Origin of the sequence: Streptomyces sp. NPDC058326 (assembly GCF_042879855.1) — a bacterium.
Classification (GTDB): Bacteria; Actinomycetota; Actinomycetes; order Streptomycetales; family Streptomycetaceae; genus Streptomyces.
In genome coordinates this window covers 242,529-257,068 of record NZ_JBHVZO010000008.1, presented here as the reverse complement: position 1 = coordinate 257,068, position 14,540 = coordinate 242,529, and the positions used below count along the sequence as shown (strand labels likewise).

The following is a 14,540-nucleotide window of genomic DNA, read 5'->3' as shown; positions in this document are numbered from 1 at the left end:
CCGATCTAGGACATTAGCTGACCTAGATGACTTCTATCTTCTTCGTATGAGTTCACACGACGCCGTCACGGAAGCGGCCCCCGTCGACGAGGTTCCGGCCGGTACGAGCGACAAGAGGCGCTGGATCGCCCTCGCCATCGTCATGACGGCCGCCTTCATGGATCTGGTCGACGCCACGATCGTCAACATCGCGATTCCCAGCATCGAGCAGGACCTCGGCGCCTCCTCGGCGGCCATCCAGTGGATCACCGCCGGCTACGCCCTCGCCTTCGCGACGGGGCTGATCACCGGCGGCCGGCTCGGGGACATCTACGGCCGCAAGCGGCTCTTCCTCCTCGGCACCGCCGCCTTCACGCTCGCCTCGGCGCTCTGCGGCTTCGCCGCCAACCCGGAGATCCTGGTCGCCTCCCGCCTGCTCCAGGGCGCGGCGGCGGCGATGATGGTGCCGCAGGTCCTCTCGATCATCCACGTCACTTTCCCGGCGCACGAGCGCGGCAAGGTCTTCGGGATGTTCGGCGCGGTCATCGGCCTCGGCGCGGTCTCGGGCCCGCTGCTCGGCGCGCTGCTGACGGAGTGGAACATCGCGGGCCTCGAGTGGCGCCCGATCTTCCTCATCAACCTGCCGGTCGGCATCGCGGGCCTGCTCCTCGGCCGGAAGTTCATCACCGAGTCGAAGGCGCCGAAGGCGCTCCGGCTCGACATCGTCGGCATGCTCCTGGTGGCGGCGGCGCTGCTGATGCTGATCTACCCGCTGACGCGAGGCCGTGAGCTGGACTGGCCGCTGTGGGGTCATCTGATGATGATCGGCAGCGCGTTCGTCTTCGCCGCCCTCGTCGCGTACGAGAAGTACAAGACGAAGAAGGACGGTTCGCCGCTCGTCGAGCTGTCGCTGTTCAGGGTGAAGAGCTTCGCGGCCGGCATCGCGGTGCAGCTGACCTTCGGTGTCGTGCTGGGCATCTTCTTCCTGGTCTGGACGCTGTACATGCAGGTCGGGCTCGGCTGGAGCGCGCTGAAGGCGGGTCTGACCGGGGTGCCGTTCTCGGTCGCGGTCTCCGTGGCGGCCGGGCTCTCCGTGCAGAAGCTGGTGCCGCGCTTCGGCCGGAAGGTGCTCCAGGCGGGCGCGCTGACGATGATCGCGGGCCTCCTCCTCTACTTCTTCGAGGCGGGCCGGTACGGGACCGGGATCGAGCCCTGGCAGATGGTCCCGCCGCTGGTGGTCATGGGCCTGGGCATGGGCCTCATCGTGGCGCCGCTGACCGACGCGGTCCTCTCCGAGGTGCCGAGGGAGCACGCGGGCTCGGCCTCGGGCCTCATCAACACGACGGGCCAGATGGGCAACGCGCTGGGGCTCGGCCTGGTGTCGGTCTTCTTCTTCGGTGTGATCGACGACTGGAACGTCCGGCTGCCGTCCGAGGCGGGGGCGGCCTTCACCGACGCCTTCCAGAACTCGCTCGGCTGGGCGGCGGGCGTCCTCGCGGTGATCTTCCTGGTGATGTTCGCCCTGCCGGCGAAGCCGAAGCAGCACCTGGAGGGCGGCGACGACGCCACCGACGCCGTGGTGGCCGAGGGCGACGCCACCGACGCCGTGGCGGTCGAGAAGGAGCCGGCGCTGACGCACTGAGCGCCCGAAGGCCGCCCCGAAGGGCCCTGGGTGCCGGGAATCCTCCCGGGACCCAGGGCCCTTCGGCGCGCTCCGGGACATCCGCCGATGTCCGTTCATGCCCGTTTGAATGCCCGAGTCCGTTTACTTTGCGGAAATCCGGGCGTACTCTGACCCCGAAACCACAGGTTCGGGCATCGAACGGACGTAAACCCCATGTACGCACCCGAGCGTCAGCAAGAGATCCTGCGGCTCGCCCGCGAGGGCGGACGCGTCGATGTCCTCTCCCTCGCCGAGGAGTTCCAGGTCACCGCCGAGACCGTACGGCGCGACCTCAAGGCCCTCGACCGGGCCGGGCTCGTCCGCCGGGTGCACGGCGGCGCCATCCCCGCCGGTTCGCGCGACTTCGAGCCCGACCTCACCGCACGCGAGTCCACCGCCGCCGACGAGAAGGACCGGATCGCCCGGGCCGCCCTCGCCGAACTGCCCGAGGAGGGCAGCGTCGTCCTCGATGCCGGATCGACCGTCGCCCGCCTCGCCGCCGAGATCCCCCTCGACCGCGCGCTGACCGTCGTCACCCACGCCCTCCCCGCCGCCGCCCGTCTCGCCGACCACCCCGGCATCGACCTCCACCTCGTCGGCGGACGCGTACGCCACCGCACCCGCGCCGCCGTCGACGCCTGGGCGCTCCGGGCGTACGGGGAGATCCGTGCCGACGTCGCCTTCCTCGGCGCCAACGGCTTCTCGCCCGAGCACGGCCTCACCACCCCCGACCTCGCCGAGGCGGCCGTCAAGCGCGCGGTCGCCGCGGCCGCCCGCCGTGTCGTCCTCCTCGCCGACTCGGCCAAGCACGGCCAGGAGCACTTCGCCCGCTTCGGCGACCTGACCGACGTCGACCTGCTCATCACCGACAGCGGCCTCAGCCCCGAGGACGCCGCCGCCATCGAGGCGGCGGGAACGGAAGTCGTCCGCGCATGATCCTCACCGTCACCCCCAACCCCTCCCTGGACCGGACGTACGAGATCCCCGCCCTCGACCGCGGCGAGGTACTGCGCGCCGGCGCCGAACGCGTCGACCCCGGCGGCAAGGGCGTCAACGTCTCCCGGGCCGTCGCCGCCGCCGGACACCGCACCGTCGCCGTCGTCCCGCTCGGCGGAGCCCCCGGCGCACTCGTCGCCCAGCTCCTCGCCGGACAGGGCATCGAGGTCGCGCCCGTCCCGGTCGCCGGACACACCCGCTCCAACATCGCGCTCGCCGAGCCCGACGGCACCCTCACCAAGGTCAACGCACCGGGCCCGGAGCTCACGGAGGAGGAGTCGGAGACCCTCCTGACCACCGTCGGCGCGTACTCGCCCGCCGCCGACTGGATCGCCTGCTGCGGCAGCCTCCCGCGCGGCCTCACCGCCGCGTGGTACGCCCGTCTCGTCACCCGCGCGCACGGCGCCGGCGCCCGGATCGCCCTCGACACCTCGGGCCCGTCCCTGCTCGCGGCGCTCGCCGCCCGCCCGGACGTCGTCAAGCCCAACGCCGACGAACTGGCGGAGGCCGTCGGCCGTCCTCTCCTCACCGTCGGCGACGCCGTCAAGGCCGCCGAGGAACTCCGCGGCCTCGGCGCGGGCGCCGTCCTCGCCAGCCTCGGCGCCGACGGACAGCTCCTCGTCTCGGCGGCCGGCGTCTGGTACGGCCACGCCACCGTCTCCGTGGTCCGCTCCGACGTCGGCGCCGGCGACGCCTCACTCGCCGGCTTCCTCACGGCGGGCGGCGAGGGCCCCGACGCCCTGGCCGCGGCCGTCGCCCACGGCGCCGCAGCCGTGCGGCTGCCGGGCAGCGAGATGCCCACGCCGGGCGACCTGGACCCGTCGGCGGTCACGGTGACCTCCGGCGTACCCCTCGACCGAGTACTCAGCGAGCAAGGGAGCCCGCGATGAGCAGGATGATCACCGCGGACCTGGTCGACCTCGACCTGTCCGCCGGCACCAAGGAAGCGGCGGCCCGTTCGCTCGCCGAGCGCATGGTCGCCCTCGGGCGGGTGACCGACCTGGACGGCTTCCTCGCGGACGTCGCGGCCCGGGAGGCGCAGATGCCGACCGGCCTCGACGGCGGCATCGGTATCCCGCACTGCCGCAGCGCCCATGTCACCGAGCCGACCCTCGCCTTCGGCCGCTCGGCCGCCGGTGTCGACTTCGGCGCCCCGGACGGCCCGGCGGACCTGATCTTCCTGATCGCCGCCCCGGCGGGCGCGGACGACGCCCACCTGACGATCCTCTCCGCCCTGGCCCGCCACCTCATGGACGAGGAGTTCACGAGTGCCCTGCGCACGGCGGCCTCCCCGGCGGGGGCGGCGGCGCTGATCGCGGGGGAGGAGGAGCCCGAGGCGGAAGAGCCTGGGGAGGAAGAGTCCGAGGAGCCGACGGGCGCGCCGGTCGCTCCCGTGGCCGAGGAGCCGTTCCGGATCGTCGCCGTCACCTCCTGCCCTACCGGCATCGCCCACACCTACATGGCCGCCGAGTCCCTGGAGAAGGCCGGACAGGCCGCCGGTGTCGAGGTGGCCGTCGAGACGCAGGGATCCGCCGGGTTCACCCGGCTCGACCCGGCCGTCGTCGCCGCCGCGGACGGCGTGATCTTCGCCCACGACGTGCCCGTACGGGAGAAGGAACGGTTCGCCGGAAAGCCGACCGTCGACGTCGGCGTCAAGGCCGGCATCAACCGGCCCGCCGAACTGATCGCCGAGGTCCGGGGCAGGGCCGAGCGCGGCGAGGTCTCCGCCGGCTCCGCCGCGAAGCCCACGCCCGTCGAGAACGCGGGCGAACCGCACGAGGGATACGGCACCAAGCTCCGCAAGTGGCTGATGTCCGGCGTCAGTTACATGGTGCCGTTCGTCGCCGCCGGCGGTCTGCTCATCGCCCTGGGCTTCGCCATCGGCGGCTGGGACATCGACAAGGCCCCGTCCGTCACCGAGTACTTCGCCTGGGGCCAGGCCGACAGCTGGGCCGCGCTGATGTTCCAGACCGGCGGTCTCGCGTTCAGCTTCCTCGTACCGGTCCTCGCGGGATACATCGCCTACGGGATGGCCGACCGCCCGGGCCTCGTCCCCGGCTTCGTCGGCGGCGCCATCGCGCTCACCGTCAACGCGGGCTTCCTCGGCGGTCTCGTCGCCGGCCTGATCGCGGGCGCCACCGTCCTCGCCATCCAGCGGGTGAGGATTCCCGCCGTCCTCAGGGGCGTCATGCCGGTGGTGGTGATCCCGCTGGTGTCCTCGGTCGTCGTCGGCTTCCTGATGTTCCTCGTCGTGGGCAAGCCCATCGCCTCGCTCCAGAAGGCGCTCACCGACTGGCTGTCCGGGCTCTCCGGCGCCAACGCGGTCATCCTTGGCGTGATCCTCGGCCTGATGATGTGCTTCGACCTCGGCGGCCCGGTCAACAAGGTCGCGTACGCCTTCGCCGTCGGCGGCCTCGCCAACCCCAACGAGGGCTCCCTCAAGGTCATGGCCGCCGTGATGGCGGCGGGCATGGTGCCGCCGCTCGCGATGGCCCTCGCCACGGTCGTGCGGGGCAGGCTCTTCACCCGGACCGAACGCGAGAACGGCAAGGCGGCCTGGGTCCTCGGCGCCTCGTTCATCTCCGAGGGCGCGATCCCCTTCGCCGCCGCCGACCCGCTGCGGGTCATCCCGGCGGCGATGGCCGGCGGCGCGGTCACGGGCGCCCTGTCGATGACCTTCGAATGCACCCTGCGGGCCCCGCACGGTGGCCTCTTCGTCATCCCCCTCATCGGGAACCCGCTGCTCTATCTGCTCGCCATCGTCGCGGGCACGGTCGTCAGCGCCGGTCTCGTCATCCTCCTCAAGGGGGTGCGCCGGACCGCCCCGGAGGGGGAGCCCGCCCAGGCCGTCGACACGAAGGTGACCGTGGCGGCCTGACCCCCGGGCCTCCGGACAGGAGGGGGCCCGGTCGAGAGGGGCGGTGCGCATCGCGAGCGCACCGCCCCTCGGCCGAGGCGGCCCTCCCCGCGCAGGTCCGACCGGCGCGGGAACGACCGGTGCGGGAACGGCCGACGGGGTGCGTACGCGCGAGGCGTCAGCGGACCCGGGAGCGGGACTCCATCGCCTCGCGGGCCGCGCCCTCGGACTCGTACACCTCGCACATGTGCCGGCCGTCGGGCGTCGACGTGTGCTCGACCTCCCAGAGGCTGACCTCACTTCCGTCGAGCAGCAGGAACTGGTGCTCGTAGAGGGTGAAGCCGGCGTCCCGGCCCCCCTCCGCGAGGGAGTGGCGTCCGAACGCCTGGGTGATGTGGTGGGCGAAGGCGAGCCGGAGCCGGCGGGCCGTCCGCTCGCCCGGCCGGTCCGCGTTCTCCGCGCGCCGCAGGACGCGGCGCGCATGGTCGGCGGAGTTGTCCGGCACGTACATCCGGGGCTGGGCGGGTATCGGGCGGGCGAGCAGGGCGCTCAGGAGCGCCAAGGCCTCGTCGTCCCCGTCCCCGTCCTCGTCGAGGGCGCGGCCGTCGGAGCGCTCCGCGCTCCAGCCCGGCAGGGCCCCGGACGGAAGACGCGAGGCGGCGAGCCGTGCCTCGGACTCCTCGGTGTACAGCTCGTGCTGCTCGGTGCCGTCCCGGCCGGCGTTGTGCGTGAGCTCCCAGAGGGAGAGCGCGCTGCCGTCGCCGAGCAGATACGTGTGGCGGTAGGTGGAGCGGTGCAGCGACGCGCTGTGGTGCGAGGAGTGCAGCGCGCTGGAGTGGGCGAGCGCCGTGCCGAGGCGCTCGACGGTCGAGTCGGGCAGATCGAAGGAGTTGAGCGCCCGGCCGAGGAGCCGCTCAACATGCGTCTCGGTCGTCTCGTACGGATCGTGAGGATCCTGCGGATCGTTCAAGAGGGTCTCCAGGCCGTCGCCGCATGTCACTTGGTGCTTGCTTAACGTAGTCCCTGGGTCTGACATCGTGTCCGGGGTTCCGGAAAACGAAGGGTGCCCGGGGGAAGTTCCCGGCCCGGGCGGGCCGTTCCGGGTCAACTCCCTTGAGCTTACCGGGAGTACGGGACCGGTTCCGTTCCGTACAGCTCGCCGTAGGAGGGGAAGTCCCCGCCGGGACCGCGCCGGCCGCCGGGGGCGGCGAGCACCGCCCGCACGATCGCCCGGGTCACCAGGTCCGCGCCCGCCGCGAGGACCTCGTTCAGGGCCAGCGGACCGGGGCCGTCCGGCAGCTCCCGCACACCGGTGGCCAGGGCGAAGACGGTGTCCCCGTCGTTCATCAGGTGCACCGGGCGCAGGGCCCGCGCGATGCCGTCGTGCGCCGTGCCCGCGACCTTCTGCGCCTGGGCCCGGGTCAGCGCCGCGTCCGTCGCGACGACGGCGAGCGTGGTGTTCAGCGGGGGAGGGACGCTCGCCGCCCGCGCCTCCGTGAGGCGCCGCACGGCCGCCTCGTGCACGGCCGCCGCGGGAAAGGGCGGCGGGCCGCCCTCGGCGTAGAAACTCCCGTACAGCGCACCCGTGGCCGGGTCGACGGCCGAGCCCACGGCGTTCACGACCACCAGCGCGCCGACCGTGATCCCGGACTCCAGGACCGCGCTCGCCGTGCCCACCCCGCCCCGGAGGCCGCCGACCACCGCGCCGGTGCCCGCGCCGACCGCGCCCGTCTCCACGCGCGCGTGGTCGCCGCTCGCGTCGGCCGCCTCGGCCGCCGCCCGTCCCGTCGCCGCGTCAGGCCGGGCCGCGAAGTCGCCGCCCCTGCCCAGGTCGAAGACGCACGCGGCGGGCACCACCGGCACCACGTGGGACGGGTCGGGCCCCACCCGCACGCCCCGGTGCCGTTCTTCGAGCCAGGCCATCACCCCGGTGGCGGATTCGAGCCCGTACGCGCTGCCGCCGGTGAGCACGACGGCGTCGATCCGCTGGACGACGTTCCGGGGGTCGAGCGCGTCCGTCTCCCGCGTACCCGGCCCTCCGCCCCGCACGTCGACGGCGGCGACGACCCCGCCCTCCGGCGCCAGCACCACCGTGGTGCCGCTGAGCGCCCCGTCCCCTTCCACGCGCGCGTGCCCCACGCGCAGCCCGCCGACGTCGGTGATGGCGTCCCGGCGGTTCGTCCCCTCGGGCTGTGTCATGCTCCCTGCCCACCACGGGGAGCGCGTGTCGCCGGGTTCCGGGCGGTCAGGGTCACGCCGACGGCGACCGTGGCCGCCGCGACGAGACCGGCGGCCAGGACCGCCCAGCGGCCCGCGAACGAGCACAGCAGGATCAGGAGCGCGGAGACGGGCAGGACGAGCTGCTGCGCGATGCCGACCTTGAAGTAGCGGGCGTGCAGCAGCCAGACCGACAGCAGGAACACGGCCGACGGGATCGTCACCGACGCCGAGGCGGCCAGCGTGGAGATGTGCGCCTTGCCCACGGCCTGCTCCACGGCGATCTCCAGGCCCGCGCCGACGGCGGCGGCGGACGCGAAGATCACGTAGTGGCCGTAACCCCACAGGAAGCCCTGACGGCTGGAGGACAGGCGGTCGTGCGCGGGGACGACGAAGTAGATCCACCAGGCGGCGAAGACCAGCAGCAGACCGCCGGCGGCGATCGGCAGCAGCTCGCCGAGGGCGTCGTTCTCGACGATGCCGGACTTCACGGCGACGGTCGCGGCGGCGACGGTCTCCCCGAGCACGATGATGGTGAACAGGCCGTACCGCTCGGCGATGTGGTGCGGGTGCCAGGTGCTGGGCTTGTCCTTCTCCGCGTACAGGGGGACGGCCATCTCGGCCAGCGCCATGACGAGGAAGACCCAGGGGCGGGCCGGTTCCGGCGCGAGGATCAGCGCCAGCCAGCCGATCTGCACCGCGACGACCCCGCCCGCGTATCGCCGGCACATCGCCCGCTCGGCGGGGTCGGTGGCGTGGTGGGCCGCGCGCAGCCACTGGGTGGCGAGCGCGAGCCGCATGACGAGGTAGCCGAGGTAGACGACGAGGAAGTCGTGCTCCTCGAAGGCCCGGGAGACGCCCGCGGCGAGGATCAGTACACCGGCGATCTGGACGAGGGTGACGACCCGGTAGAGAACGTCGTCGTTGTCGTAGGCGGAGGCGAACCACGAGAAGTTCATCCACGCCCACCAGATGGCGAAGAAGATCATCGCGTAGTTGATGATTCCCTCGCCCGCGTGCCCCTCGGCCACCGCGTGCACGAGCTGCGCGCCCGCCTGGGCGACGGCGACGACGAAGCACAGGTCGAAGAAGAGCTCCAGGGGCGTGGCCGCCCGGTGGGACTCCTCGCGGGAGCGTGCGGTGAGGGGCAGGAACGGTTGTGTCATGACCTCAGCACATCATGAGCCGGAGACCCTCCCGCGCTTCTGCCACGCGGAGTGACGCGCTCCTCCGGCGGCGAGTCACGCGGCCCGCGCGCCCCGGCCGTCTCCGGTCCTGACGGCCGCCGGCCCCGGCCGTCTCCGATCCTGGCCGCCGCCGGCCCCGGCCGCCCCCCGGTCCCTGCGCGCCACCGCCGCCCGGATCCTCTGAGCGACGCCCTCACCCCGCTACCTCGCAAAACAGGACGAAAGCGCACATACGGACTTACCGTAACCGCGTGACCGAGCCACCGAAGACAGCCGAGCCGCCCCCCGCGCCCGGACCCGCCCCGGGCCCCGCGCCCGGCAGCACGGCCGCCGACGTCCCCGCGCCGCGGACACCGGCCGCCGTGCGCCGCCGCGCCGCCCTCGCCGGCACCGCCGTCTCCGCCCTGCTGATCCTCGCGATCGTCTTCGGCAGCCGACTGCTCCGCGACTTCGACTCGGCCCTCCTGCCCTATGCCGTCGCCACCGTTTTCCTCGCCTTCGGCGTCGCCTACCGCTACACCGTCTGGGTCTCCGCGCCCGGCGCCCGCCGCCTCTTCAGGCAGGGGTGGCGCTCCTTCTTCTCCGTCGCGAACTTCCGCAGGGCGCCCACCGCCCTCCCGAAGATGATCGCCACCTACCTCGGCCTCCAGAAGTTCCTCGGCGCCCGCTCCCATGCCCGCTGGGCCGCCCACCAGCTCATCTTCTGGGGCTGTCTGCTCGCCGCCGCGATCACCTTCCCGCTCACCTGGGGCTGGTTCACCTTCACCTCCGCCACCGGCTCGGGTCCCGGGTACGAAATGCGGATCTGGGGCTTCAAGATCATCGGATTCGACGCCCTCGGCATCCTCGGCTGGCTCATGTTCCACGGCCTCGACATCGCCGCCGTCCTCGTCATCGCGGGCGCCGTCTACTTCCTCCGGCGCCGGATGAAGGACCGAGGGGCCGTCACCGGCCAGCGCTTCGCCTACGACCTCGTGCCGCTGATCGCCCTCGTCGTCATCTCCGTGACCGGGCTCCTGCTGACCTTCTCGTCGGTCTTCCTGCACGGCGGCGGCTACGAGTTCCTCGCGATCCTCCACATGGTGTCAGTCGTCTTCACCCTCATCTACATCCCCTTCGGGAAGTTCTTCCACATCGTGCAGCGGCCCGCCGCCGTCGGCATGCAGCTCTTCAAGTACACCTCCCGCCGCACGGACGAGGAGGTGCTCGCCTGCCGCCGCTGCCACGAGCCCATCGACACCGCGCCGTACGTGGAGAACCTCAAGGGCACCATGCGCGACCTCGACCTGGGCTTCGACGAGTGGGCCGAGTACTGCCCCCGCTGCAAGCGCGTCCTCCGCGGCAACGCCTACCTCGACCACGTCAAGAAGGGCTTCCGATGACGGCGACCGACCCCGCGACCACTCCCGGGCAGCCGGTGCCGCTCGACCCCTCCCTCGCCCCGCCCGGCACCCGCGCCTTCCGTGACGCCGGCGGCATCCCCGCCGACCGCTGGCACGCCGACCAGAACGGCGAGACCCTCGTCCCCACCCACTGCTGCTTCTGCGGCGTCCAGTGCGGCATGTACCTCCGGGTCGACCGCGGCGGCAAGGTCTTCGGCGTCGAACCCCGCAACCACGACATCAACCGGATGCGGCTCTGCCCCAAGGGCATCAACGCCTACCAGCAGGTCAACCACCCCGACCGGCTCACCGCACCGCTCATGCGCCGCAGTCGCGACGAGGAGTTCCGCGAGGTCGGCTGGGACGAGGCCCTCGACCACACCGTCGCCGAGATCCGCCGCATCCAGGGCGAGTACGGCAACGACGCCTTCGGTCTCCTCGGCGGCGCCAGCCTCTACTCCGAGAAGACGTATCTCGTCGGCAAGCTCGCCCGGGTCGCCCTCAAGACACGGCACGTCGACTACAACGGACGCCTCTGCATGGTCTCCGCCGCCGGAGCCAACAAGCTCGCCTTCGGCATCGACCGCGCCGGCAACCCGTTCTCCGACATCCTCCTCACCGACTGCCTCCTCATCGCCGGCTCCAACGTCGGCGAGTGCTTCCCCGTCATGACCCAGTACCTGTGGGGAGCGCGCGACCGGGGCGCCACACTGATCGTCGTCGACCCCCGCGAGACCGCCATCGCGCGCACCGCCGACATCCACGTCGCCCTCAAGCCCGGCACCGACTCCGCCTTCTTCAACGCCGTCCTCCACGTCGTCGTCGCCGAAGGCCTCACCGACGAGGCGTACCTCGCCGCCCACACCACCGGCTGGGAGGAGGTCAGGAAGACCGTCGCCGACTACCCGCCCGCCCGCGCGGCCCGGATCTGCGGCGTCCCCGAGGAACAGATCGTCCAGGTCGCCCGCATGTTCGCGGGCGCGGGCAAGGCCATGGCCTGGCACGCCCGCGGCGTCGAGCACCACTCCCAGGGCGTCGAGAACTGCCTCACGATCATCAACCTCTGCGCCGCCACCGGGAACATCGGCAGGCCCGGCGCCGGATACGGCACGATCACCGGCCAGGGCAACGGTCAGGGCGGCCGCGAGCACGGCCAGAAGTCCGACCTCCTCCCCGGCGGGCGCTCCATCACCAACCCCGAGCACCGCCGCCAGATCTGCGAGATCTGGGGCATCGACGAGACCGAACTGCCGCCCGCCGGAACCTCCATGATGGAGATGGTCTGGCAGATGCAGCGCAAGGAGATCCGCGGTCTCATCGGCATCTGCAACAACCCCTTCGTCTCCCTGCCCCACTACGCCACCGTCAAGGACGGCTACGACACCCTCGAGTTCCACGCCCAGTTCGACTTCTTCCTCTCCGAGACCGCGGCCAACGCGCACGTGGTTTTCCCCGTCACCGTGTGGGCCGAGGACGAGGGCGTCATGGCCAACGCCGAGGCCCGGGTCGTCAAGCACAACAAGGCACAGGAACCCCCCGCCGGCGTCCGCACCGACACCTGGGTCATGTGCGAACTCGCCCGGCGGCTCGGCGCGGGCGACAAGTTCGACTTCCCCGACTCCCGCTCCGTCTTCGAGGAACTCCGCGTCGCCTCCGCCGGAACCGTCAACGACTACTACGGCATCACCTACGAACGCCTGGAGGAGACCGGCGGGATCTCCTGGCCGTGCCCCACGACCGACCACCCCGGCACCCCCCGCCTCTTCGAGGACGGGCGCACCTACCACCCCGACGGCCTGATCCATCTGCAGGTCGTCGAGTGGCACCCGCCGATGGACCCGTACAGCGAGGAGTTCCCGCTGTCGCTGACCACCGGCCGGACCGTCGCCCACTTCCTCTCCGGCAACCAGACCCGCCGCCTCGGCGCCCTCGTCGAACAGACCCCCCGCCCCTGGGTCGAGGTCCACCCCTCCCACGGCTTCCGCAACGGCGACCCCGTCCGGGTCGTCACCCGCCGCGGCAGCGAGGTCTTCCCCGCCCTGGTCACCGAGGCCATCCGCCCCGACACCGTCTTCGTCCCCTACCACTGGCCGGTCCCCACCGCGGCCAACGCCCTCACCATCGACGCCCTCGACCCCCGCTCCAAGATCCCGGAGTACAAGGTCTGCGCCGCCCGCATCGAGCCCGCCCCGCACGTCGACGAGGTCCCGGCGCCGCCCACCGCCCCCGGACACCGGGCCTACCCGGAGACCCAGGTCTCCCGCACCGACCCGCTGCCCCCCACCTCCCCCCAGGGCCGCGGCACCGCGGAGAGGAGCTGACCCGCGCATGATGGGCCGCACGATCTTCATCGACCCGGGCCGCTGCATCGGCTGCCAGGCCTGCGTCTCCGCCTGCCGTGAATGCGACTCGCACCGCGGCAAGTCGATGATCCACCTCGACTACCCCGACGAGGGCCACTCCGTCGCCTCCCTCCCGACCGTCTGCATGCACTGCGAGGACCCCGTCGCCCCCTGCGCCGAGGTCTGCCCCGCCGACGCGATCCTCGTGACCGCCGACGGCGTGGTGCAGCAGGCCGACACCACCCGCTGCATCGGCTGCGCCAACTGCGTCAACGCCTGCCCCTTCGGCGTCCCCAAGATCGACCTCCAGGCGAAGCTCCAGATGAAGTGCAACCTCTGCTACGACCGCACCGCCTACGGCCTCGCCCCCATGTGCGCCACCGTCTGCCCCACCGGCGCCCTCTTCTACGGAACCCTCGAAGAGCTTCAGGCCGAACGCCCCGGCGTCCAGGTGGCCGACTCCTTCACCTTCGGCTCCACCACCGTCTCCACCGGGGTGGCCATGGTCGTCCCCGCCGACAAGGTCCAGTGGCCGGTGCCCGGCGGCCTTCCCGTCGTCGAGATCAATGGAAGGGATGTCCGTTGAGCGTCACCGACCCCCAGCCGCCCGCCGCGGACCCCGGCGCCGACACGGCCCGGGAGGCGCTCCACGACCGGATCGCCGCCGACTCCCTCACCACCCGCCGCGACTACCTGCGGATCGTCGCGACCGTCTCCGGCGGCCTCGCAGTCGGCGGCGTCGCCGTCGCCTCGGGCATCCTCCACCGGCACGGGGACGCCGAGGGCGCGCCCGAGATCAAGAAGATCGCCGACCGGATCGAGCCGGGGGAGTCCCTCGCCTTCCGCTACCCGGGCGCCGAGGACCGGGCCATCGCCGTCCGCATGGACGACGGCACCCTCACCGGCTACTCCGCCGTCTGCACCCACCTCGCCTGCGCCGTGCTGTGGCGAAAGGAGCGGGGCAGCGAGGGCGAGCTGTACTGCCCCTGCCACGAAGGTGTCTTCGACGCCCGTACGGGAGAGGTCACCGCCGGCCCGCCGCCGAGGGGCCTGCCGAAGGTGCTGCTCGTCGAACAGGCCGACGGCAGCGTCTGGGCGATCGGCACCGCCCGCTCGGGCGAGAGCGCCGTCGAGGGCTTCTGCCGCCAGAACGGCGAGGACCGCCCCGGCTGCCCCGGCTTCGGCGCCGGAGGACCGGCCCGGACGACGACGGAGAGGAGTGAGCGGACATGACGGGCGCCCCGTTCCCCCAGGATCCGGAGACTCCCCGGCCCCCCGCGTACCGCCCCGGCAGCGCGCAGCCCCGGCTGAACCGTCCCGTGCACGAGAGGTATCCGCAGATCCGCCCCACCAGCGGTTACGGCGATCCCCGCGTCCGGCACACCGGGCCGGGACCGGGAGCCGGCACGGAGCAGGAACCGGAACGCTCCTCGAAGCTGTCGGCCCGTCTGGCGCTGGCCCTCACGGTCGTCATCGGCCAGCTCTGGGCGCTGACGACCGTGGTGGACGAGTGGATGTCGGGCGACACCGGCACCGCGTGGTGGGGCGCGGGCTTCCTCGTCCTGTCGTTCCTCGTGGTGCTCGGCCTCTGGCTGGTGGACCCGAAGGACCGTTGAGCCGCTGGGCGCGGACCCGTTCCGGAAGTCCGCGGAGAGAGGTGCGGGGCGGGGCCGCGGGCGTACCCTGAAGACATGAGCACCGCCCCCGCCCACGGACCGCGAGACGCGAAGCGGCCCGGCCCGCATCCCACGACCGAGACGAAGCCGGTACTCGTCTTCGACGATCCGCTGGACCAGCAGTCCGCGGACGACACGGACCGTGGGTGGGGCGAGCGGCCTCCGGCCGGCGGCGGCAGTGCTGCCGACCTCGCGCGCTTCCTCGACGAGAAGCCGCCGCACCACCTCTGATTCCGGCCTG

13 protein-coding genes are annotated in these 14,540 nt (G+C 72.5%); 10 read left to right on the top strand and 3 right to left on the bottom strand.

Features of this window, described 5'->3' with window-relative positions:
• Nucleotides 1–46 precede the first annotated feature (46 nt).
• The 4 genes from ACFVYX_RS17855 (at nucleotide 47) to ACFVYX_RS17840 (ending at nucleotide 5,516) form a co-directional block, all read left to right on the top strand.
• Nucleotides 47–1,621, top strand: coding sequence for an MFS transporter (locus ACFVYX_RS17855; protein ID WP_389682304.1), 1,575 nt, complete (start codon nucleotides 47–49; stop codon nucleotides 1,619–1,621).
• Nucleotides 1,622–1,816: 195 nt separating this feature from the next.
• The gene (locus ACFVYX_RS17850) at nucleotides 1,817–2,578 is read left to right on the top strand and encodes a DeoR/GlpR family DNA-binding transcription regulator (protein WP_389682303.1); all 762 of its coding nucleotides are present in this window, start codon (nucleotides 1,817–1,819) and stop codon (nucleotides 2,576–2,578) included.
• Entirely contained in the window at nucleotides 2,575–3,528 is a 954-nt protein-coding gene (gene pfkB / locus ACFVYX_RS17845; protein ID WP_389682302.1) for a 1-phosphofructokinase, read from the top strand. Before ACFVYX_RS17850 ends, pfkB begins: the two co-directional genes overlap by 4 nt.
• On the top strand, nucleotides 3,525–5,516 hold the full coding sequence (locus ACFVYX_RS17840) for a fructose-specific PTS transporter subunit EIIC (RefSeq protein WP_389682301.1): 1,992 nt from the start codon (nucleotides 3,525–3,527) through the stop codon (nucleotides 5,514–5,516). Before pfkB ends, ACFVYX_RS17840 begins: the two co-directional genes overlap by 4 nt.
• 157 nt (nucleotides 5,517–5,673) lie before the next feature.
• On the opposite strand, the gene ACFVYX_RS17835 is transcribed toward ACFVYX_RS17840, so the two are convergent.
• The 3 genes from ACFVYX_RS17835 to ACFVYX_RS17825 form a co-directional block, all read right to left on the bottom strand.
• Nucleotides 5,674–6,531 carry a DUF6227 family protein gene (locus ACFVYX_RS17835; protein ID WP_389682300.1) on the bottom strand — a complete coding sequence of 286 codons (858 nt, stop codon included), beginning with the start codon at nucleotides 6,529–6,531 and terminating at the stop codon, nucleotides 5,674–5,676.
• An 83-nt stretch (nucleotides 6,532–6,614) separates the two neighbouring features.
• Nucleotides 6,615–7,694 carry a P1 family peptidase gene (locus tag ACFVYX_RS17830; RefSeq protein ID WP_389682299.1) on the bottom strand — a complete coding sequence of 360 codons (1,080 nt, stop codon included), beginning with the start codon at nucleotides 7,692–7,694 and terminating at the stop codon, nucleotides 6,615–6,617.
• Entirely contained in the window at nucleotides 7,691–8,878 is a 1,188-nt protein-coding gene (locus tag ACFVYX_RS17825; protein ID WP_389682297.1) for a low temperature requirement protein A, read from the bottom strand. The genes ACFVYX_RS17830 and ACFVYX_RS17825 overlap by 4 nt, the downstream gene beginning before the upstream one ends.
• 272 nt (nucleotides 8,879–9,150) lie before the next feature.
• Here ACFVYX_RS17825 and ACFVYX_RS17820 point away from each other — a divergent pair, with 272 nt between their 5' ends.
• The 6 genes from ACFVYX_RS17820 (at nucleotide 9,151) to ACFVYX_RS17795 (ending at nucleotide 14,530) form a co-directional block, all read left to right on the top strand.
• Nucleotides 9,151–10,281, top strand: a complete 1,131-nt coding sequence (locus ACFVYX_RS17820; protein WP_389682296.1) for an MFS transporter — start codon at nucleotides 9,151–9,153, stop codon at nucleotides 10,279–10,281.
• Nucleotides 10,278–12,602: a molybdopterin oxidoreductase family protein gene (locus ACFVYX_RS17815; RefSeq protein ID WP_389682295.1), complete on the top strand. Its 2,325-nt coding sequence runs from the start codon at nucleotides 10,278–10,280 to the stop codon at nucleotides 12,600–12,602. The genes ACFVYX_RS17820 and ACFVYX_RS17815 overlap by 4 nt, the downstream gene beginning before the upstream one ends.
• Nucleotides 12,603–12,609: 7 nt before the next feature.
• Nucleotides 12,610–13,209, top strand: coding sequence for a 4Fe-4S dicluster domain-containing protein (locus ACFVYX_RS17810; protein WP_030315529.1), 600 nt, complete (start codon nucleotides 12,610–12,612; stop codon nucleotides 13,207–13,209).
• Complete coding sequence (locus ACFVYX_RS17805) at nucleotides 13,206–13,856, top strand: ubiquinol-cytochrome c reductase iron-sulfur subunit (protein ID WP_389682293.1); 651 nt, start codon at nucleotides 13,206–13,208, stop codon at nucleotides 13,854–13,856. The genes ACFVYX_RS17810 and ACFVYX_RS17805 overlap by 4 nt, the downstream gene beginning before the upstream one ends.
• Nucleotides 13,853–14,239 carry a hypothetical protein gene (locus ACFVYX_RS17800; protein WP_389682292.1) on the top strand — a complete coding sequence of 129 codons (387 nt, stop codon included), beginning with the start codon at nucleotides 13,853–13,855 and terminating at the stop codon, nucleotides 14,237–14,239. Before ACFVYX_RS17805 ends, ACFVYX_RS17800 begins: the two co-directional genes overlap by 4 nt.
• 75 nt (nucleotides 14,240–14,314) lie before the next feature.
• Nucleotides 14,315–14,530: a hypothetical protein gene (locus ACFVYX_RS17795; protein WP_389682291.1), complete on the top strand. Its 216-nt coding sequence runs from the start codon at nucleotides 14,315–14,317 to the stop codon at nucleotides 14,528–14,530.
• The last annotated feature ends 10 nt before the right edge of the window (nucleotides 14,531–14,540 follow it).